Below are 20,326 nucleotides of genomic sequence, written 5' to 3' on the forward strand. Positions count from 1 at the left end.
GGGGACCTAAGCTGGGCTCCATGGAAAGCGGCACGAGCGGCACGAGCGGTACAGGCGGCAAGCGCAGTACTGGCGGTACCGGCAGCACAGGCGGTACGGAGACCAGCGGCAGCGGCGATATCGCCCGCACCCTCGAACTGCTGTGGGACACCGGCAGGCGCCCCAGCCGCGGCCCGAAGCCGACCCTGACCCTGGACCGGATCGTGGAAGCGGCCGTCCAGGTGGCGGACACGGAAGGCCTGGAAGGGCTCTCCATGCGCCGCGTCGCCGCCGAACTCGGCACCGGAACCATGTCGCTCTACCGGTACGTCCCCGGCAAGGGCGAGCTGCTCGACCTGATGCTGGACCGGGTCCAGCGCCCCTCCGAGAATCCGGCCGACCTGGGCGACGGCGGCTGGCGCGCCGCCCTGGAGGCCATGGCCCGCGAGACCCTCGCCCTCTACCGCCGCCATCCCTGGCTGCTCCAGGTCAACCAGTCCCGGCCGATCCTCGGCCCGAGCGCCCTGGACGGCATGGAGAAAGTCCTCACCCTGATCCGCCCGATGGGGCTGACCGACCCCGAGCTGGTCTCCGCGATCATCATGATCGACGGGTACGTCGTCGGGGCCGCGCGCACGCAGCTCTACCAGCAGGAGGCGGAGCGCCGGACGGGCCTGACGGACACGGAGTTCTGGCAGGCACAGGTGCCGGTGCTGGAGAAGGTCCTGGCCTCGGGCCGCTACCCGGTGATGGCGTCACTCTCCGAGGACACGTTCGGGCCCGACTTCGACCACTTCGGGTTCGGACTCCAGCGGATCCTGGACGGGTTGGAGGTACTCGTGGCGCAACGCCGGGGCGAGTCGGCCTCGTGAGCCGCCGCCTCCGGAAGGCCCTACCTGCGCCGCCTCAGCCCGCGCAGACCGAGCAGGGCGGCAAAGGCCACGGCCACGGCGATGGCGCCGGTCTTGAGATTGCCGCCGAGCCCGTCACCGCTGCCACCGCCGTCGCCGCGCGCGGACGGACTCCCTCCCGCGGAGGACGATCCTGAGCCCCCGGGCGCGTCCTGCCCCTCCACCGAGCTGTCGGCCCCCTCGGCGCCGTACATGAGCCTCGTCCCGTCGGCGGTGTAGGTGACGGACTCCCCCTGCCCGAGGAACGGCACGCCGAGCCGCTGCTTCCGCTTGATCTTCCCGTCGTTCCAGTCGTACGCGATCGAGCCGAAGTAGCTGCGTACGACGAGGTGCCGGCCGTCCGGGGAGAGCGTGGCGTCGGTGGCCTCCAGGTCGGGCACGGCCGCGACGGGCCGGAAGACGTTCGTGCCCGAGGCGGAGAGCTCGGCGGGCCCCTCGTACAGGTGCCCGCCCTTCTGGTTCTTGTCGACGATGTAGACGCGGCCGGTCTTCGGGTGCACGACGAGGGACTCGGCGTCGCGGGCCCCGTCGGAGTACTTCACGACGTACTGCGTGGCCCGGATCGTCTGGTCCTTCAGCGTCTTCGGCTCGGGCAGCTCGTAGATCCACACATGGGGCCAGCTGCCGCCGAGGTTGTCGCCGATGTCGCCGACGTAGATCCGGTTGCCCGGGCCGATGGAGATGGCCTCCACGTCCCGGGGCGTGCCGACGCCGGTGAGGGTGAGGCGCGCGACGGTCTCGCCCGTCCTGCTGTCGACGGCGTAGATGTAGGGACCGTCGTCGCTGTCGTTGTGCGTCCAGTAGATGCCGGGGTGGAGCCGGGAGGCGGCCAGACCGCTGGACTCGGTGATGCGCGGGTCCTTGATCGTGAAGTCCTCGTCGCCGTCGGCGGCGGAGGCGGGCACGGCGAAGGCGCCCACGAGAAGGGCCGCGGCGAGGAGGACGGAGGGTCTGCGCATGCCCCAAGCCTGCCATCCCGGTGCGGGGTTCATCGCCGGTAGCGGATCACGAGGAGACCAGCTGGGGTTCCGGTCCTCAGAAAGGCACAGCCAGACCGGCCTCTCGCAGCTTGACCAGGGCTCTGCCCATGCATTCCGCGATCGACGCTCCGTCGGCCCTCAGCCCTTCGGACAGCGGTCCGCCACCGGCGGCGAAGGTCCACGGCGGTCGGCCTTCCCGAGTGCTGCGCGTTTGGCCGCACACCGCCGAACCGTGACGACACCGAGCTGTCGAGGTGACAACCGCCATTCCGACGCCGGGCCTCACGTGGGAAGGTCAAGCTCCCTCAGGAGTGATCAGGCAGAAGGGATGGCCGACGGGGTCCTCGTAGACGCGGTAACCGATCGGCTTGTCCGAACCGTCCAGCAGCCTCGCACCGAGGGCGAGCACCTGGGCCTCGGCCGTATCGAGGTTCGCGACCATCACGTCGAGGTGCATGTGCGGAGGGCGCGCGGGATCCGTCCACCGCGGCGCTCGAAAGTCGTCCACCTGCTGGAAGGCGACCACCGGGGTGCCCGCCGCGTTCTGGAGCACGACGAAGTCGCCGGTGTCCGCCTGCCGTGAGAGCGACAGCAGCTTCTCGTAGAAACCGGCGAGTTCACCCGGGTCGGGGCAGTCGATGACAACGGTGTACAGGCGTCCGATCATCCGGCTCACTCTGCCACTGGCCCGCGGGCGAGCCGAGACACCCCGAGTTCGTCGCGCATGGCGGTTCTCATGGTCCGGGGCATCCCCCAGACCTCGCCTGAGCACTTCTTCGGAGGCGATCATCTGTGCTTCGGAGTATCGATCGCGGTGCGCGTTCTTCGCCTCCTCAAGTGCCTGGCTGTCGGCCTCCTCCACGCCGCGTTCCCGCATGACGTGCAGGTGGCGGTTGAGTGCGGTGGTGAACTGCCGGGCGTCCCGGTTGAGTTCCACATAGCAGGTGCGTCGCAGCGTACGGTTCTCGCGGACCTCCTCATGGTCTCGGACGAGTTCCATATGGCCCAGGCGGTCAAGTTTGCCGCTGCTCGGTGCGCCGGGGTTCCGTGCCCTCTTGGGCCCTGCGGATGCCGGCTCGGCCACGAACGCGTCTCGGCCTGGTGAACCGTGACGCAGTGCACGGCGTGGCGTACGAGCGTGTGACCATGCGCTTCGAGCCGAGGTCGTGCATATCGTGCATGCCGGTGAACGATGGCCGCCCTGGAGCACCTTCGGACTCGCGAGGCGACGGCTTCGCGGGTGGCTGCGTAAGCCTGATCGTGCTGCTCATCGAAATCCCGGTCGCCCTTCTGCTGGGGCTGGCGTCGGTCATCCGTGGATGGGGCCGTGCGGACGAGCAAACCGTGGCACCCCAGATGGACTGGGTTCCGATCCTCTGGCTCGGCGGGTTCACCTTGGGCGTGCTCGTGATCGCCGTGGTCTTCCTGTGTTCGGCGCATCCGTTCGCAGGAGCGGTCCAACTGCTCCTGGCAGCCGTTGCCCTGCTTTTCACGATCGCCGCTTGGCACGACCAGTACGAGCGTGCCCATCCGCCTCCGCCACCAACGAGGTCCGGTATGCCCCACGCACCTTCGGGCACCTGACCCCACCTGCCCCTCCATGACGCGTGGCCCGACTCACACCCCGTCCGGCCGTCTGATCGTTCATGATGAGCGGATGCTCAGGTTCATGCCCGTCGGTGACTCCATGACGATCGGGAGCGCGGGCGAACACACGTGGCGCTACCGGATGTGGCAGCACCTGTGCCGTTCCTACGGCGGCCCCTTCACCCTCGTCGGCCCGCGCGAGACGCTCCACGACAAGCTCGCCGACGCACCTACCTCGTACGCGTACGCCGACCCGGACTTCCCGCGGGCGCACCTGGCCGGCTGGGGCGAGGGCTGGCTGCACATGGCGCCGCTGATCGGCGAGGCGGTGCGGTCGTGCCGCGCGGACGTCCTCCTGGTCTCCCTCGGCCTGATCGACCTGGGCTTCTACACCAACGCCGAGCAGACCGCCGAGAACGTGAGGGCCTTCGCCGCCGAGGCCCGCGCGGCGAACCGGCGGGTGCGGATGGTGTGGCTGCCGGTGACCCCGAACGTGCGGGCCCAGTCCGACCCGGCCTTCGCCGCCGAGGTCGCCCGCTTCAACGAACTGCTGGCGAAGACGGCCGCCGACCTCGACGAGCCCGGCTCACCCGTCCTCCTGGCCTCGTCCCCACCGTCGTACGACATCGACGCCGACACCTACGACGGCACCCACCCCAACGACAGCGGCGAGCACAAGATCGCGGCGGCCTTCGCCGAGGCGATGTACCAGGCCTGGGACCTGGGCGAGCCCTACGAGGAGTGACTCTCGGCGATCACCCGGGTCAGGAACTCCGCGCAGGGCCGGGGCGCCAGGTCGTCCCAGCGCTCCGCCTCCTCCCCGAGGTAGACGGCCCGGGCGCGGGCGAGGGCGGGCCGGTGCTCGGCCGGGAGGCGGTCCAGCGCCCACGCGGCTGCCGCGTCCTTCGAGCGGATGGTCCCGGTGGTGAGCGTGGTCCAGATCCGGGCGAGGGTGAGCAGCACGTTGCGGGTGTCGGAGTCCAGGTCGGCCATCAGCTCCGGCACGCCGGCGACGATGGCGCGCCTGAGGTCGTCGTGCGGGACCGGGTCGAGGAGTTCGGCGGGCGGAGGCCCGTGGAGCGGGGTGTCGGCGCGCAGGACCATCGTGAGGAGAGGCGCGAGGTCGGGGCTCGGTTCGCGGGCCGGGGTCACTCCGCGCTCGTAGTCGTCCCGCAGCCAGTCGCCGTAGAGGAAGTCGCAGGTGGGCGGGTAGCGCCAGGGCCGTACGTCGTCCTGTACGACGACGATCAGCTCCACGTGCCGCCGCCCGTCCACGCCGGACACCTTGAGCAACTCATCGACCAGGGCCCGGCGTTGGGCGTGTGCCGTGGGCTCCCGTACGACGGCCAGGAGGTCGATGTCGCTGTGCGGGCGGAGGCCGCCGAGGGTGGCGGAGCCGTGCGGGTAGATGCCGAGGAGGGAGCCGCCGAGGGTGGTGCGGAGGAGCTGGACGAGGTGGTCGGTGGCGGGCTGCTCTGGCATATGCGCTCTTTCCCGTGCCGTGGCTACCGTGCGCATCGTTGTACTGCGCGGCTGCCCCCACCTCAAGACCGACGAGTTCCCCCGCCACTGACTCCAAGGCCCCCTTGACGTCAACGCGTGCTTGCTTGGAGCGCACTTCAAGACGTTGGCTTGGGCAGCATGAAGTACACGCAGCTCGGACGCACGGGACTCAAGGTCAGCCGGCTCGTCCTCGGCACCATGAACTTCGGCCCGCAGACCGACGAAACCGACAGCCACGCCATCATGGACGCGGCGCTGGACGCGGGCATCAACTTCTTCGACACCGCCAACGTGTACGGCTGGGGCGAGAACAAGGGCCGTACCGAGAGCATCATCGGCACCTGGTTCGCCAAGGGCGAGGGACGGCGCGACAAGGTCGTCCTCGCCACGAAGGTGTACGGCAACATGGGCGCCGACGGCCCGGCCTGGCCGAACCACGACAAGCTCTCCGCGGTCAACATCCGGCGGGCGGTGGACGCCAGCCTCAAGCGGCTCCAGACCGACTACATCGACGTCTACCAGTTCCACCACATCGACCGGAACACGCCCTTCGAGGAGATCTGGCAGGCGATCGACGTCCTGGTCCAGCAGGGCAAGATCCTCTACGTCGGGTCGTCGAACTTCCCCGGCTACAAGATCGCCCAGGCGAACGAGATCGCCGCCCGGCGGGGCGGGACCATCGGGCTGGTCAGCGAGCAGTGCCTGTACAACCTCGCCGAGCGGCGCGCCGAGATGGAGGTCATCCCGGCCGCGCAGGAGTACGGCCTCGGCGTCATCCCGTGGTCGCCGCTGCACGGCGGTCTGCTGGGCGGTGTCCTCAAGAAGGAGGTCGAGGGCAAGCGCCGCGCCTCCGGCCGCGCCGCCGACGCGCTCGCCGACCCCGCCACCCGCGCGCAGATCCAGTCCTACGAGGACCTGCTCGACAAGCACGGCATCGAGCCCGGCGAGGCCGCCCTGGCCTGGCTGCTCACCCGCCCCGGCGTGACCGGCCCGATCGTCGGCCCCCGCACGGCCGAGCAGCTCGCCTCCGCCGTGCGCGCGTCCGAGCTGGAGCTCTCCGAGGAACTCCTGACAGGCCTGGACGAGATCTTCCCGGGCCCGGGGCCGAGCCCGGAGGCCTTCGCCTGGTAGTTCCCCAAGGGCGAACGCCCTTCTTTTCAGGGGCGCGGGGAACTGCGCGACAAGCCCCCACCGGCCGGCAGCCGGAGGGCAGCCGTCCGCGGTTCCCCGGCCGCCGCCTACCTCCCGAGCACGGAAGCCAAGGCGACGACGAAGAACATCAGCACAAGCACACCGGCCATGATCCGGTTGCGGGTTTTCGGGTCCACGCCACTGAGCCTAACCGGCGCCGGCCAGAGGCCAGCGGCCGACCGCCTCGTACCGGGGCTGCTCCCCCGGGACCCCCGAGGTCGGCAGATTGCTCCGCACCAGCACCAGCTCCCGCACGGTCCAGGTCCGGCTCACGAACGTGTCCAGGGTCTCGACACAGGCCCGGACATCGCAGGCCTCCCGGCTGCGGGCCACGGTGAGGTGCGGCTTGTACCGCCGGTGTTCCCCCATGGGCACCCCGGCCTTCCGCGCCGCCGCCTCCGCCCGCTCGGCCAGCAGCCGCAGGGTCGCCAGGTCGCCTTCGGCCCCGGTCCACAAGGCCCGGCCGTGGCCGAACTGGCCGCCGCCCCGCACCGCCAGCGGAAAGGGGCGGGTACGGTGAGCGGCCCGCTCCAGCCGGGCCGACAGCTCCGGCAGGAGCCCGTCGTCGACCTCGCCGTAGAAGGCGAGGGTGAAGTGCCAGCCCGGGCGGCCGGTCCACCGCAGCCCGTCCGCCCCGGGCAGCTTGTGCAACGCGTCCACCACGGCACCGAGTTCGCGGACCACCCTGTCAGGGGGGAGCACGGCGGCGAAGAGTCTCATGACTCCAGCCTGGCACCATGAGGCCATGGAGATCACCCTCAGAGAAGGCGGCCCCGACGACATTCCCGTGATACTCGGCATGCTCGACAGCTGCGTGGAGTGGCTGGTCTCGCAGGGCCGCACGGGGCAGTGGGGGACGAAACCGCTGTCCCAGAGCCCGAAGACGGTCGAGTCGGTCGGCCGGTACATGGATGAGGGCAGCGTGTTCATGGCCGATGCCGACGGCGTCCCGGCCGCCACCCTCACCCTCACCGACTCGCCCGGCGCCTACCTGTCCCACCTCGCGCCGCCCGGCGAGCCCGAGCGGTACATCCACTGGCTCGCCTCCGACCGCCGCTTCAAGGGCCACGGCGTGGGCAGCGCGCTCCTCACGCACGCCGCCGCGGTGACCCGGCGGGCAGGGGTGGGCCTGTTGCGGGTCGACTGTTACGCCGGCGACGACGGCAAGCTCGTCCGCTACTACGAGGCCAACGGCTTCACCCGGACCGAGGCCTTCACGGTCGGCGAGAACAGCTGGCCGGGCCAGCTGCTGGCCAGGAGGGTGTGAGCCTCCCGGCCGGGCGCGCCACGCCGCCCTACGCCGCCGGCGCCAGTGCCTCCCGCTGCTCCCGGCGGACGAACCGCACCCGTGGGTGGCCGTGGTGCCAGCCGACCGACAGGCGGAGGTTGCCGACGCGGGCCAGGATCAGGCCGATCACGGCCGCGGCGACGGCCGCGACGGCACCGCCGGACGCCAGACCGACCCGGGCGCCGTACGTGTCGGTGATCCAGCCGACGATCGGCGCGCCGACCGGGGAGCCGCCGAGGAAGACCATCATGTAGAGGGCCATGACACGGCCGCGCATGGCCGGGTCCGTGGACATCTGGATGCTGGTGTTCGTCGTGACGTTGACCGTCATGCCGAACAGGCCCAGCGGGACCATGAGCAGGGCGAACATCCACAGGGTGGGGATGGTCGCCGCCAGGATCTCCAGGGCGCCGAAGGCCATGGCGGCGGCGATCAGCAGCCGCAGCCGGGCCGTGCCGCGCCGGGCGGCGAGCAGCGCGCCCGCGACCGAGCCGACCGCCATCAGCGTGTTGAACATGCTGTAGGCGCCCGCACCCGCGTGGAAGACGTCGTCCGCGAAGGCCGAGAGGTAGACGGGGAAGTTGAAGGCGAAGGTGCCGACGAACCCGACCAGGACGATCGGCCAGATCAGCTCCGGGCGGCCGGTGACGTAGCGCACGCCTTCCCGCAGCTGCCCCTTGCCGCGCGGGGCGCGCTCGACGACGTGCAGCTCGCGGGCGCGCATCAGCAGCAGGCCGGTGAGCGGCGCGATGAAGGACAGGCCGTTGAAGAGGAACGCGTAGCCGGTGCCGACGCCGGTGATCAGTATGCCCGCGACGGCGGGCCCGACCAGGCGGGCGGACTGGAAGTTCGCCGAGTTCAGGCTGACCGCGTTCTGCAGCTGCCCCGGGCCGACCAGCTCGGAGACGAAGGACTGCCGGGCCGGGTTGTCGACCACCGTGGCGAGACCGACCGCGAAGGCGGCGACGTACACGTGCCACACCTGGACGTGGCCGGTGAGGACGGCGACGGCGAGGGCGAGGGCGGTGAGGGCCATCGCCGACTGGGTGACGAGCAGGGTGGGCCGCTTGCGCAGCCGGTCGACGAGGACACCGCCGTAGAGGCCGAAGAGCAGCATCGGCAGGAACTGGAGTGCCGTCGTTATGCCGACGGCCGCGGAGGAGCCGGTGAGGCTGAGCACCAGCCAGTCCTGGGCGATGCGCTGCATCCAGGTGCCGATGTTGGAGACGACCTGTCCCATGAAGAACAGGCGGTAGTTCCTGACCTTCAGGGAGGAGAACATCGAGGACTTGCGGACCGGCCGGGCGTCATCGCTGGGGCGTGTGTCGGAGGTGGGCGGGGAGTCGTGGGGATCAGGTGCGGGGGCGGAAGCTGCTCCGGGTCCCGAACTCAAAGGGTTCGCCTCCTTGCGACGTACGGCTTACAGATGCGCGAGTTTCTCCAGCACGGGGGCGGCGGCGCGCAGTTTGGCCCACTCGTCCTCGTCGAGGTTTTCCACCAGCGAGGCCAGGAACGCGTTCCGCTTGCGGCGGCTCTCCTCGAGCATCGCTTCGGCCTGCTCGGTGCGCGTCACGACCTTCTGGCGCCGGTCCTCGGGGTGCGGCTCCAGACGGACCAGTCCCTTGGACTCCAGCAGCGCCACGATGCGGGTCATCGAGGGCGGCTGGACGTGCTCCTTGCGGGCGAGCTCGCCCGGGGTGGCCCTGCCGCACAGGGACAGGGTGCCGAGCACCGACATCTCGGTGGGGCTGAGCGACTCGTCGACCCGCTGGTGCTTGAGCCGACGGGACAGCCGCATCACGGCGGATCGGAGGGAGTTCACGGCGGCTACGTCGTCGCCATGGCTGAGGTCCGGCATGTTCTTTAGCGTAACTCATTACTCTCGCTAAAGACCACCCGGGGCGCGCGTGAATGCCCGTGACCCTGACCACTGAACCGTGACATCACTCATATGGGTGATCCGACGGCGGAACGTGACACACCGGACCGAAGGGTGCCGCGACCCTTCGGTCATGGGGACCAGTGTGTTCAGCCTGCGAATAGACCACGAGCTGCTGCAGCGGCTCCGGCACCATGCCGCGAAAAGGGGAATGAGCGTCCAGGACTATGTCGTCCGGACGCTCATTCGCGATGACTTCGACCAGCGGTTCCAGGCCGCCGTCGAGGAGACGGAGAGGTTCTACGGGTCACCCGACCCGGGCGACGAGGATCAGGATCAGGTCAGACCCAGCGCCGGCATCAGGTAGTAGAACGCGAACACCGCCGCCACCGCGTACATCGCCGTCGGCACCTCCCGGCCCCGGCCGGCCGCCAGCCGCAGCACCACGAAGGTGATGAAGCCCATGCCGATGCCGTTGGTGATCGAGTACGTGAACGGCATCATCAGCATCGTCACGAAGGCCGGGACGGCGATCGTGTAGTCCGCCCAGTCGATCTCCTTGACCGAGCCGGCCAGGATCAGGAAGCCGACCGCGAGCAGGGCGGGGGTGGCCGCCTGGGACGGCACCATCGTGGCGACCGGCGTCAGGAAGAGCGCGACGGCGAAGAGGCCGCCGGTGACGACGTTCGCGAGGCCGGTGCGCGCACCCTCGCCGACGCCGGCCGTGGACTCGACGAAGGCGGTGGTCGCCGAGGAGGAGCTGGCACCGCCGGCGGCGACCGCGAGACCGTCGACGAACAGCACCTTGTTGATGCCGGGCATCTGCCCCTGCGCGTCGGTCAGCTTCGCCTCGTCGGAGACGCCCATGATCGTGCCCATCGCGTCGAAGAAGCACGACAGCAGCACCGTGAAGACGAACAGCACACCGGTCAGCACACCGACCTTCTCGAAGCCGCCGAACAGGCTGACCTGCCCGACCAGCCCGAAGTCGGGGCTCGCGACCGGGTTGCCGGGCCACTTCGGGGTGGTCAGACCCCAGCTCGGCACCTCGGCCACGGCCTCGATGACCACGGCCACGACCGTCATGGCGACGATCGAGATCAGGATCGCGCCGGAGACCTTGCGCACGATCAGGGCGAGCGTGAGCAGTACGCCCAGGACGAAGACCAGGACCGGCCAGCCATTGAGGTGGCCGTCCCCGCCGAGCTGGAGCGGGACGGTGGTCTGGGCGGCGTCCGGGATGCGGGAGACGAAACCGGCGTCGACGAGACCGATCAGCATGATGAACAGGCCGATGCCGATGGAGATGGCCTTGCGCAGCCCGTAGGGGACGGCGTTCATCACGCGCTCGCGCAGCCCCGTGGCGACCAGCAGCATGACCACGACCCCGGCGAGGACCACCATGCCCATCGCGTCCGGCCAGGACATGCGCGGGGCGAGCTGGAGTGCGACGACCGAGTTCACCCCGAGGCCGGCGGCGAGGGCGATCGGCACATTGCCGATGACGCCCATGAGGAGGGTGGTGAGCGCGGCCGTGAGGGCCGTCGCGGTGACCAGCTGCCCGTTGTCGAGCTGGTGACCGTACATGTCCTTGGCGCTGCCGAGGATGATCGGGTTCAGCACGATGATGTAGGCCATCGCGAAGAAGGTGGCGAGGCCGCCCCGGACCTCACGGGACAGCGTGCTGCCCCGCTCGGAGATCCGGAAGAAGCGGTCGAGTGCGCCGTACGCGGGCCCGGCTCCCGGCTGTTCAGGGGCGGGGGCCTTGGCGGGAGCCGAGGAGGACATGTGTTTGGTGTTTCCTACGAAGAGAAGTGGTCAGACACAAACCGTTTCAGTATGAACATATAAGGCCGCGATCGCACATCTGCGCGCGTAGACCTGATCGCCTCGTAAGCTGTCCCCATGGCGAAATGGACCCCCCGACACGAGGCGCCGGAGCCCCTGGAGGGCCCCGTGGTCGCCACCGTCACCGGCGGCACGATCCTCTGGTTCGTCCTCTTCCTGGTCCAGCTCCCCTTCTACGGCTGGTTCGACGACCACGGCCACACCTGGTGGGTGTGGACCTGCCTGGCCGGCGGCGGCCTCGGGCTGATCGGCATCTGGTACGTGCGCAGGCGCGACGCCGCGATCAAGCGGGCGGCGGCCCAGCAGGACGTGACGGCGACTCCGGCGGCCGAGTAGGCACGTTCCTGCCCGCTCCCGGCGAGACACTCCTCCGCTCCCTCCCTACGCTCGGAGGAAGGCGGCGAAACGCCCGAAACCGTCGCGCGCGACCAGCCGCCCCAGGGTGAGGAGCGCAGCCATGACGACGCAGAACAGCGCGACCGAGGCCGACCGGGCCCTGAAGGCCAAGCACCGGGCGATGTGGGCGCAGGGCGACTACCCGTCCCTGGCCGCCGAGGTCATCCCCGGTCTCGGGGCGGTCCTGGTCGAGGCGTGCGGGGTGCGCTCCGGGCAGCGGGTGCTGGACGTGGGCGCCGGCAGCGGCAACGCCGCGATCCCGGCGGCCCTGGCCGGCGCGGACGTGGTCGCCTCGGACCTGACACCGGAGCTGTTCGAGGCCGGCCGCCGCGTGGCCGGGCAGCAGGGCGTGGAGCTGAGCTGGCAGGAGGCCGACGCCGAGGCCCTGCCCTTCCGCGACGCCGAGTTCGACACCGTGCTGTCCTGCGTCGGGGTGATGTTCGCACCGCACCACCAGCAGGCCGCCGACGAACTCGTCCGGGTCTGCCGTCCGGGCGGCACCATCGGCCTGCTGAGCTGGACGCCGCAGGGCTTCATCGGCCGGATGTTCGCCACGATGAAGCCGTACGCGCCGCCGCCCCCGCCGGGCGCGCAGCCGCCCCCGCTGTGGGGCGACGAGGACCATGTGCGCGCGCTCCTCGGCGACCGGGTCACGGACGTGCGCGCCGAGCGCCGGACCGTCCGGGTCGACCGCTTCGAGACGCCCGAGGCGTTCCGCGACTACTTCAAGGAGCGGTACGGCCCCACGATCACGGTCTACAAGAACATCGCCGGCGACCCCGAGCGCACCGCCGCCCTGGACCGCGACCTGGCGGACCTCGCCCGCGACGGCGATCTGAGCACGGGCGGGGGCGGGACCGTCCTGGAGTGGGAGTACCTGCTGTTCACCGCGCGCCGGGCCGGCTGACCCCGCGGGTGGCACCAGGGTCCGACGGCGATCCGAGGGCGTACAACTGCCGTACGACCAGGGCACGACGTCCGTCGTTCCCAGGTCGGATCTTCCCCGCATTCGGCAGGTGAAGCGGCAAATCCGCACGTACCGTCGAATGCATGACGCATCTCGACGCGGGTGCCCGGCCCGACTCCACGCGGCCGGTGACGGTCACCTCACGCGAGACCGGCCTGACCTCGGCTCAGGTCGCCGAGCGGGTGGAGCGCGGCCAGGTCAACGACATACCGGTGCGCAGCAGCCGGTCCACCCTCGACATCGTCCGCGCGAACGTCTTCACCCGCTTCAACGCGATCATCGGCGTGCTCTGGCTGATCATGCTGTTCGTCGCGCCGATCCAGGACAGCCTGTTCGGCTTCGTGATCCTCGCCAACACCGGTATCGGGATCGTCCAGGAGTGGCGGGCGAAGAAGACGCTGGACTCGCTCGCGCTGATCGGTGAGGTGCGTCCCACCGTCCGCCGGGACGGGACCTCCGGCCAGGTCAGCACCTCCGAGATCGTCCTCGACGACCTGATCGAGATCGGGCCCGGGGACAAGGTCGTCGTCGACGGCGTCTGTGCCGAGACCGACGGGCTGGAGATCGACGAGTCGCTGCTCACCGGTGAGGCGGACCCGGTCGTCAAACGCCCCGGCGACCAGGTGATGTCGGGCAGCTTCGTGGTCGCGGGCGGCGGGGCCTTCCAGGCCACGAAGGTCGGGCGGGAGGCGTACGCGGCGCAGCTGGCGGAGGAGGCGTCCCGGTTCACCCTCGTCCAGTCCGAGCTGCGCTCCGGCATCTCCACGATCCTCAAGTACGTCACGTGGATGATGGTCCCGACCGCGATCGGCCTGATCATCAGCCAGCTGTTCGTGAAGGAGAACGCCTTCGACGACTCCGTCGCCCGCACGGTCGGCGGCATCGTCCCGATGGTCCCCGAGGGGCTGGTGCTGCTCACCTCGGTCGCCTTCGCCATCGGCGTCATCCGCCTCGGGCGCAAGCAGTGCCTCGTCCAGGAGCTGCCCGCGATCGAGGGGCTGGCCCGGGTCGACACGGTCTGCCTGGACAAGACCGGCACCCTCACCGAGGGCGGCATGGACGTCACCGAGCTGCGGCCCCTGCAGGGCGCCGACGAGGCGTACGTACGCCGGGTGCTCGGCGCGCTCGGCGCGTCGGACCCCCGGCCGAACGCCTCGCTGAAGGCGATCATCGACGTCTACCCGGCCGCCGGGGACTGGCGCTGCACCCAGGCGCTGCCCTTCTCCTCCGCCCGCAAGTACAGCGGCGCCGCGTTCGCCGAGGCCGACGGGGAGACCAGCACCTGGCTGCTCGGGGCGCCGGACGTGCTGCTGCCCGAGGACGACCCGGCCCTCGCCGAGACCGGGCGGCTGAACGAGCGGGGACTGCGGGTGCTGCTGCTCGCCCGGGTCGACCGGGACCTCGACGACCCGGAGGTCGCCGAGGGAGCGAAGCCCGTCGCGCTGGTGGTCCTGGAACAGCGGCTGCGGCCGGACGCGGCCGAGACACTGCGCTACTTCGCCGACCAGAACGTGGCCGCCAAGGTCATCTCCGGCGACAACGCGGTGTCGGTCGGCGCGGTCGCGTCCAAGCTGGGGCTGTCCGGCGCCACGGTGGACGCGCGCCGGCTGCCCGCCGAGCAGGACGGCATGGCCCGGGCCCTCGACGACGCCACGGTGTTCGGGCGGGTCACCCCGCAGCAGAAGCGGAACATGGTGGGCGCGCTGCAGTCCCGGGGACACACGGTCGCGATGACGGGCGACGGGGTGAACGACGTCCTCGCCCTGAAGGACGCCGACATCGGCGTCGCGATGGGCTCCGGCTCGGAGGCGACCCGGGCGGTCGCGCAGATCGTGCTGCTGAACAACAGCTTCGCGACGCTGCCGTCGGTGGTGGCGGAGGGCCGCCGCGTCATCGGCAACATCACGCGGGTCGCGACCCTGTTCCTCGTCAAGACGGTCTACTCGGTGCTGCTGGCGATCCTGGTGGTCTGCTCGCAGGTCGAGTACCCGTTCCTGCCGCGCCACCTGACGCTGCTGTCCACCCTGACGATCGGCGTCCCGGCCTTCTTCCTCGCGCTCGCGCCCAACAAGGAACGCGCGAAGCCGAACTTCGTGCGGCGGGTGATGCGGTACGCGATCCCGGGCGGGGTGGTGGCCGCGCTGGCGACCTTCGCGACGTACCTGATCGCCCGGGAGCACTACACGGGCGCGGGCGCGCTGGACGCGGAGACCAGCGCCGCGACGCTCACGCTGTTCCTCATCTCGATGTGGGTCCTGGCGATCATCGCCCGCCCCTACACCTGGTGGCGCGTGGCCCTGGTGGCGGCGATGGCCGGGGCCTTCCTGCTGGTCCTCGTCGTGCCGTGGCTCCAGCACTTCTTCGCGCTGAAGCTGGTCGGGATGACGATGCCGTGGATCGCGGTCGGCATCGCGGTGGTGGCGGCGGCCACCCTGGAACTCGCGTGGAGGTGGGTGGACCGCCGCATGCCGGCGTAGCCGGGGTTACCGCACGTCGACGTAGTCGCCCGTGGCGTTGACCGCCGGGGTGGTCGTCGTGCCGGCGAAGCTGAAGCGCCAGTAGCCGTCGTACTGGGCGGTGGCGGTGGCCTTCAGGTTGCCGTACTGGTCGGAGTACACCGTCTTGATGGTGGTGTACGTGCTGGTGCCCGCCTTGCGGAACTGGAGCTTGACCGGCTGGTTGGTGTAGCCGTGGTAGGCGTTGTCCTCCCAGTTGGCCCGGGACAGCTTGCCGGTGGACGTGATGGTCTTGCCCTTGTAGACGGGCTCGGGACCGGCGTTGACGGTCAGCTTGGAGTAGCGCTGCACCTTGGTGCTGCCCAGGCCGCCCTGCATCTTCTCGTCACCGTTGCTGGTGACGGCGAGGGCACCGGCGCCCCAGGTGCCGGCGTCGGAGTTGAACAGGTCGCCGTCGGCCGGGCGGATGTTGATCACGCCGTTGCAGTTGAGGACGGTCGACGAGGCGGCGGTGCAGGTGGCCGGGTCGTCGCTGATGAGGACGTTGTCCGCGGTGTCGAGCGAGGAGCCGTGGTAGATCAGCGGCCCGGTGGCGAAGTTGTCCGAGCTGGTGTCGAGGTCCGCGGCGTGGGTCACGGTGTAGGTGACCGGGAAGCTGACCACGTTGGTGGTGCCGACGACGATGTTCTTGCCGCTGTTGACCTTCACGTCGGAGAAGGTGACGTCGAGGGTCGACGCGGTGGTGCCCGAGTCGGCGTCGGCGGAGGCGGAGCTGAAGGCCGCCTTGCCGGACGGCGCGTCGGCGGCCTGCGCGGCCGGAACGACGAGGGCGGAAAGGGCCAGGGCGCCGGCGACGGCGGCCACGGTGGCACGGATGTGCATGTGTTTCCCCAGGTGGAGAAGTGATCTAGGAGTCTGTTGACTCGGGTGATCAGATCCACGAGCCCGGGAACAGGTTGTACGGCCCGTTCCGGTTTTGCCGCCGCATCCCCAATGTTTGACCCGGGCATGGGACTTGGGACGGGAGACATACGGAACCGCCGGCCCCGGAACGGATCCCGTGGCCGGCGGTGTCGTCCGTGTCGTGCGGGACGGTGTTATCGCACGTCGACGAAGTCACCCGTGGCGTTGACGGCCGGGGTGGTCGTCGTGCCCGCGAAGGAGTAGCGGAAGTAGCCGTCGGTGGCGGCCTTGACGGTGGTCTTCAGCTCACCCGTGCTGTTCGAGGTGATGGTCTTCACCGTGGTGTAGGTGTCGGAACCCTTCTTGCGGAACTGCAGCTTCACCGGCTGGTTGGTGTAGCCGTGGTACTTGTGGTCCTCCCAGTTGGCCCGGGACAGCTTGCCGGTGACGGTGATGGTCTTGCCCTTGGCCACCGGCTCCGGGGAGGCGTTGACCGTCAGCTTCGAGGCGCGCTGGACCTTGGCGGTCTTGTAGGCGTCGCGGATGATGTAGTCACCGTCGTTGCCGACGGCGCCGACCCACACCTTCCAGGTGCCGGCCAGGATGTTGCTGTAGAGGTCCACGGCCGGGTCGGCGATGATCGTCACCTTGCAGGTGGCGGTGGTGGCACTGGAGTTGGTGCAGTCGCCGACGAACTCCTGGTCCAGGCTCTCCGGGACGAGCGCCCCGTCGGCGGTGTCCGGGTCCGTGCCGTGCCACAGGACGGGGTAGGCGTCGTAGATGCCCTCCGGGTCGGTGGCCGTCACGGAGACGGTGAAGGACTTCTTGACGGTCGTACCGACGACGATGTTCTTGCCGCCGTTGACGGTGACGCTCGTGATCTTCGTGTCGCCCTCGCCCTCGTCCGTCGGGGCGGCGGCCGCGAACGGCGTGGCCTTCGAGGTGGAGGGGACCAGCGAGGCCAGGTTCGGCATGTGGTCGTCCGCCTGCGCGGCGGGGACGGCCAGGGCGGAAAGGGCCAGGGCACCGGTGACGGCGGCCACAGTGGCTCGGATACGCATGCGTTCTCCAGGTGGAGAGGGGCCCCGGCGCTCGTCGTCGGCTCCTGGGGCCCAAGTGATCGTGGAGTCTGTTGACTCACGTGATCAGATACGCGAGCAAGGCGCTTGGTTGTACGAACGGTGAAAAATTTGTGCGGGAGTTTTCACCGAACAGCCAAGCGCCACCGCATGCTTCAGTCGAACCACCGGTCCCGTGCCAGCTCCTCCGTCCGCGACGGATCCTCCAGCAGTGCCGCCACCTCGAACCGCCGCGGCCACTGCCCCGCCGCCCAGGCGAGCCCCGCGGCGACGCCCTCCAGCGTGGCGGCGTGCAGGACGCCGTCGTCGGTGAGCCGCCAGTCGATCTCCACGCCGTCGACGACGAGTTCCTCGTGCTCGAGGTAGGAGGAGGGGGTGCGGGGGCCGAGCAGGACGCGGACGGAGTCCGGGACGTCGTGTTCGGTGCCCTCGGAGGTGACCTGCCCCGTGACCGACTCGCTCAGGCGCCGTACCTGGAAGAGTTCGGCCAGTTCGGCGGCCCGGGACGGGCGGACCGGCAGCAGGGGGACGCCCGCGGTGAAGGGCAGCAGGTCCGGGGAGTCGCACACCACGGCGTCGGCCGCGTCCACGACCTCCACCCGGCCGTCGATGACGGCACGCAGCTCGTCCGGCAGGGTCACCTGCTCCGGGTCCAGTTCGGCCAGGGCCCCGTACAGCGCGTGCAGTTGGGCGTCCGTCACCTCGCGTTCCGGGTCGGCCAGCCGGTCGAGGAGTTCGGCGGCGCCGCCGGGCTCGTCCAGCAGCGCGGCGACGGACGTCCGTACGCCCAGCGCCCGCAGCACCTGCTCGTCCTCGAAGCCGGTCGCGTCGGCCTCCTCGTAGAGGCCGCGCAGCAGCGGATCGCCGCCGGCGGCCCGCAGTCCGGCCGGGCGGCGGCCGTCGAGCACCGGGTTGCCGCGCAGCCACCACGCCGTGTACGGCCGTACGACCTCGTGCGTGCCGTCCGGCAGCAGGACGCGCACGGTCTGGACGATCGCGTCCCGCAGCGGCGGCTGCGACAGCAGGGACAGGGCCTGGGGCCACTTGTCCTCGTCGACCAGGTCCAGATCCCGTACGGCGATGATCTCGGTCGCGACCGGCGGCACCGGGCTGTCCGGGAAACGGTCGAGGACGTCCTCCGCCCACACATCGACCGCGTCCAGCAGGCCCGGGTCGTCGGGCTCGGCGAAGTCGCCCTCGCGCGGCTCCAGTTCGTCGGGGTCGAGGACGACGTCGGTGGCGCGGACGAGGGCGAAGTTCACCAGGACCCCGCAGGCGGCCAGCGGCTGCTCGCCCCACTTCGAGGCCAGCTCGGCGTCCACCGCGGCCAGTTCGCCCTCACGCATGACCTGGGCGAACGGGCCACCAGGGAAGACGAGTTCGCAGGCCGGGGCCGGTTCGCCGTCCTCGTCGGGCAGCGCGAGCGCGCCGAGCCAGGGCTCGTCACCGGGCTCCAGACCGGCGTCCCGCACCAACGCGAGGACGGTGTCGGCGAGTTCCTCGGCGTCGAGGGCGTCCTCCTCCCACAGCGCGCCGCCCTCGTCGTCGAGCGACGCGGCGACGGCGGCCCTGACCTGCGGGGTGGTGAGCACGGCGCGCGGGGTCGCGGGCAGGGCGCCCAGCTTCTCCAGGATCGGGTGCGCGGCGTCCGGATGGGCGACCTTCAGACCGAGCCGGGCCAGGGTCTCCGGGTCGATACCGGTGGCGTCGGGGCTGGGCAGCAGGACCTGCCGGGGGCCGATCGTCGTACGGCCGTCCGCGAGCGGCACCGGCAGGCCCGACAGCCGGTCCGGGTCGACCCCGGCCAGGCTGTCGTAGAGCCGTCGCCACCAGCCGGGCTCCTTCTCCAGGCCGGCCAGCCGGTCGATCGCGTCGGTCAGCGGCACCCGGGCGACGCCCAGGGTGCGCAGCTCCGCCCGGCGTTCGAGACCGGCGGGCAGCAGCGTGGGCAGCACCTCGGCGAGCACCCGCACCGTGTCCGCGCCCGCGCCTTCGACGACCTCGGCGTCCCGGGGCCGCAGCGACTCGGGCAGCTCGTCGCCGTCGTGCTCGCGGCGCTCGGCGGCGGGCGGCAGGAACGACGTGCGCGGCAGCCGCTCCAGGATGGCCTGGCGCAGGGCGCCGTCCAGCTCGCCCTTGCCGAGCGGGCCGGGCACGAGGTCGATGAGCCCGGCCGTCACCGGCCGCCACTCGCCGAGGAGTCCGGCGTAGGAGTCGGCCGCGCGCTGGATCAGGAAGTCGGTCAGCGGGCCGGGGGCGGCGTGCCGGCGCGTGGAGTCCAGCGGGAACGAGGCGATGAGCAGGGCGGGGACGCCGAGCGGCTCGTCGCTGGGGGTGGGGGCGTGCACGACCGGGCTGGTGCGGGGCCGGGCCGGGCTGCCGTCGGAGTCCACGGGCACGGCCCAGGTGACCGACCAGTGGGGGCGCAGCCGTTCCTCGACGGGCCGGTCGGTGAGCAGCTCGGGGGTGAGGGGGCCGTGGGCGGCGGCGGTGCGCCAGTAGGTGACGCCGTCGCCGGAGTCGTCGACGACGGTGAAGGGGCCGTCGGTGCGGCGGGAGAGCGTCCGGGGGCTCTCGCCGTTGATCTCGACGACGACCTCTTCGAGACCGGCGAGGGTGAGCAGGAGCGCGTCGTCGACGGCCCGCAGCAGCCGTTCGGCGAGGTCGGCGGCGGGGGTGTCGCGCAGGGGCAGGATGACGGCGGTGTCGTACGGGTCGGGGGCGGTGCCCTCGGCGGCGAACGGCAGCCGCAGCAGCGGTACGTGACCGTCGCGCCGCCGGACCTCGTCCCCGAGGCCGGGGCTGTGCCGGGCGGTGTCGGCGGCCAGTTCCCGGGCCTCGGCCAGGGACCAGCGCACGCCGCCGTGCCGGCCGACGACGGCGGGCTCGTCGGTCACGGCGAGCACGGCGGCGAACCCGACGCCGAACCGCCCGACGGCCTGCTCGTGGGTCTCCCGCTTCGCGGAGGCACGCAGAGTGGACAGCGACTCCACGCCGGCCGCGTCGAGCGGCGCGCCGGTGTTCGCGGCGACGAGCACACCGTCACGCAGGGTGAGGCGCAACCGGCCCGGCACCCCGGCCCGGGCCGCCGCGTCGGCGGCGTTCTGCGCGAGCTCGACGACGAGCCGGTCCCGGTAACCACCGAGAACGAGGTCCTCCTCGGCGTTGGCGTCCTCACGGAACCGGGCGGGGCTGGTGGCCCACGCGTCCAGCACTCCACGCCGCAGACGTGCCGTACCGAACGGATCGGCACCCTCGGCGGCGGGCCGCACGAACTTGCTGCTCACGTTCCTTCTCCTCATCGACGAGAGGACGAAGGTACCGCCTGGGGAGCGGGGCTGCGCGCCCCGTCCGGCCCC

18 protein-coding genes and 1 pseudogene are annotated in these 20,326 nt (G+C 71.0%); 9 read left to right on the forward strand and 10 right to left on the reverse strand.

Annotation, left to right across the window (positions count from 1 at the left end; genetic code table 11):
• The first annotated feature begins 20 nt into the window (after positions 1-20).
• Positions 21-851, forward strand: a complete 831-nt coding sequence (locus ACH4G3_RS30825) for a TetR/AcrR family transcriptional regulator (RefSeq protein WP_397627584.1) — start codon at positions 21-23, stop codon at positions 849-851.
• 20 nt (positions 852-871) lie between these two features.
• Here ACH4G3_RS30825 and ACH4G3_RS30830 read toward each other — a convergent pair whose 3' ends face one another.
• Together ACH4G3_RS30830 and ACH4G3_RS30835 are read right to left on the reverse strand one after the other, a co-directional pair.
• Positions 872-1,849, reverse strand: a complete 978-nt coding sequence (locus tag ACH4G3_RS30830) for a YncE family protein (RefSeq protein WP_397627585.1) — start codon at positions 1,847-1,849, stop codon at positions 872-874.
• A gap of 316 nt (positions 1,850-2,165) precedes the next feature.
• Positions 2,166-2,870 carry a VOC family protein gene (locus ACH4G3_RS30835; protein WP_397627586.1) on the reverse strand — a complete coding sequence of 235 codons (705 nt, stop codon included), beginning with the start codon at positions 2,868-2,870 and terminating at the stop codon, positions 2,166-2,168.
• Between the two features lie 179 nt (positions 2,871-3,049).
• On the opposite strand from ACH4G3_RS30835, the gene ACH4G3_RS30840 reads away from it, so the two are divergent.
• Complete coding sequence (locus ACH4G3_RS30840) at positions 3,050-3,454, forward strand: DUF6234 family protein (RefSeq protein WP_397627587.1); 405 nt, start codon at positions 3,050-3,052, stop codon at positions 3,452-3,454.
• Between the two features lie 73 nt (positions 3,455-3,527).
• Positions 3,528-4,202 carry a GDSL-type esterase/lipase family protein gene (locus tag ACH4G3_RS30845; RefSeq protein WP_397627588.1) on the forward strand — a complete coding sequence of 225 codons (675 nt, stop codon included), beginning with the start codon at positions 3,528-3,530 and terminating at the stop codon, positions 4,200-4,202.
• On the opposite strand, the gene ACH4G3_RS30850 is transcribed toward ACH4G3_RS30845, so the two are convergent.
• Positions 4,190-4,939 (reverse strand): aminoglycoside adenylyltransferase family protein, encoded by a 750-nt coding sequence (locus ACH4G3_RS30850; RefSeq protein ID WP_397627589.1) that lies wholly within the window; start codon positions 4,937-4,939, stop codon positions 4,190-4,192. The two genes, ACH4G3_RS30845 and ACH4G3_RS30850, sit on opposite strands and share 13 nt — an antisense overlap.
• 159 nt (positions 4,940-5,098) lie before the next feature.
• Between ACH4G3_RS30850 and ACH4G3_RS30855 the strand changes: the two genes are divergently transcribed.
• Positions 5,099-6,091: an aldo/keto reductase gene (locus tag ACH4G3_RS30855; protein WP_397627590.1), complete on the forward strand. Its 993-nt coding sequence runs from the start codon at positions 5,099-5,101 to the stop codon at positions 6,089-6,091.
• 207 nt (positions 6,092-6,298) lie between these two features.
• Here ACH4G3_RS30855 and thpR read toward each other — a convergent pair whose 3' ends face one another.
• Positions 6,299-6,871: an RNA 2',3'-cyclic phosphodiesterase gene (gene thpR, locus ACH4G3_RS30860; protein ID WP_397627591.1), complete on the reverse strand. Its 573-nt coding sequence runs from the start codon at positions 6,869-6,871 to the stop codon at positions 6,299-6,301.
• Between the two features lie 25 nt (positions 6,872-6,896).
• On the opposite strand from thpR, the gene ACH4G3_RS30865 reads away from it, so the two are divergent.
• Positions 6,897-7,418 carry a GNAT family N-acetyltransferase gene (locus ACH4G3_RS30865; RefSeq protein ID WP_397627592.1) on the forward strand — a complete coding sequence of 174 codons (522 nt, stop codon included), beginning with the start codon at positions 6,897-6,899 and terminating at the stop codon, positions 7,416-7,418.
• A 28-nt stretch (positions 7,419-7,446) separates the two neighbouring features.
• Here the strand turns inward: ACH4G3_RS30865 and ACH4G3_RS30870 are convergent, their stop codons facing one another.
• Together ACH4G3_RS30870 and ACH4G3_RS30875 are read right to left on the reverse strand one after the other, a co-directional pair.
• Complete coding sequence (locus tag ACH4G3_RS30870; RefSeq protein WP_397627593.1) at positions 7,447-8,832, reverse strand: MFS transporter; 1,386 nt, start codon at positions 8,830-8,832, stop codon at positions 7,447-7,449.
• A gap of 27 nt (positions 8,833-8,859) precedes the next feature.
• Positions 8,860-9,297 (reverse strand): MarR family winged helix-turn-helix transcriptional regulator, encoded by a 438-nt coding sequence (locus ACH4G3_RS30875; RefSeq protein ID WP_010035858.1) that lies wholly within the window; start codon positions 9,295-9,297, stop codon positions 8,860-8,862.
• A 154-nt stretch (positions 9,298-9,451) separates the two neighbouring features.
• On the opposite strand from ACH4G3_RS30875, the pseudogene ACH4G3_RS30880 reads away from it, so the two are divergent.
• Positions 9,452-9,625: pseudogene (locus ACH4G3_RS30880) on the forward strand (ribbon-helix-helix protein, CopG family); the annotation flags it as partial.
• A 29-nt stretch (positions 9,626-9,654) separates the two neighbouring features.
• Here ACH4G3_RS30880 and ACH4G3_RS30885 read toward each other — a convergent pair.
• Positions 9,655-11,106 carry an NCS2 family permease gene (locus ACH4G3_RS30885; RefSeq protein ID WP_397627594.1) on the reverse strand — a complete coding sequence of 484 codons (1,452 nt, stop codon included), beginning with the start codon at positions 11,104-11,106 and terminating at the stop codon, positions 9,655-9,657.
• Positions 11,107-11,223: 117 nt separating this feature from the next.
• Here ACH4G3_RS30885 and ACH4G3_RS30890 point away from each other — a divergent pair, with 117 nt between their 5' ends.
• The 3 genes from ACH4G3_RS30890 to ACH4G3_RS30900 all read left to right on the forward strand — a co-directional run bounded on the left by ACH4G3_RS30890 (position 11,224) and on the right by ACH4G3_RS30900 (position 15,006).
• Positions 11,224-11,502: a DUF2530 domain-containing protein gene (locus ACH4G3_RS30890; RefSeq protein WP_307175931.1), complete on the forward strand. Its 279-nt coding sequence runs from the start codon at positions 11,224-11,226 to the stop codon at positions 11,500-11,502.
• Between the two features lie 121 nt (positions 11,503-11,623).
• On the forward strand, positions 11,624-12,469 hold the full coding sequence (locus ACH4G3_RS30895; RefSeq protein WP_397627595.1) for a class I SAM-dependent methyltransferase: 846 nt from the start codon (positions 11,624-11,626) through the stop codon (positions 12,467-12,469).
• 143 nt (positions 12,470-12,612) lie between these two features.
• The gene (locus ACH4G3_RS30900) at positions 12,613-15,006 is read left to right on the forward strand and encodes an HAD-IC family P-type ATPase (protein WP_397627596.1); all 2,394 of its coding nucleotides are present in this window, start codon (positions 12,613-12,615) and stop codon (positions 15,004-15,006) included.
• A gap of 6 nt (positions 15,007-15,012) precedes the next feature.
• Here ACH4G3_RS30900 and ACH4G3_RS30905 read toward each other — a convergent pair whose 3' ends face one another.
• The 3 genes from ACH4G3_RS30905 to ACH4G3_RS30915 all read right to left on the reverse strand — a co-directional run bounded on the left by ACH4G3_RS30905 (position 15,013) and on the right by ACH4G3_RS30915 (position 20,269).
• Complete coding sequence (locus ACH4G3_RS30905) at positions 15,013-15,867, reverse strand: hypothetical protein (RefSeq protein ID WP_397627597.1); 855 nt, start codon at positions 15,865-15,867, stop codon at positions 15,013-15,015.
• A 215-nt stretch (positions 15,868-16,082) separates the two neighbouring features.
• Complete coding sequence (locus ACH4G3_RS30910) at positions 16,083-16,949, reverse strand: calcium-binding protein (protein WP_397627598.1); 867 nt, start codon at positions 16,947-16,949, stop codon at positions 16,083-16,085.
• Positions 16,950-17,122: 173 nt separating this feature from the next.
• Positions 17,123-20,269, reverse strand: coding sequence for a sacsin N-terminal ATP-binding-like domain-containing protein (locus tag ACH4G3_RS30915; protein WP_397627599.1), 3,147 nt, complete (start codon positions 20,267-20,269; stop codon positions 17,123-17,125).
• Between the last annotated feature and the right edge of the window lie 57 nt (positions 20,270-20,326).

This window comes from Streptomyces afghaniensis, from assembly GCF_044327915.1.
Classification (GTDB): domain Bacteria; phylum Actinomycetota; class Actinomycetes; order Streptomycetales; family Streptomycetaceae; genus Streptomyces; species Streptomyces afghaniensis.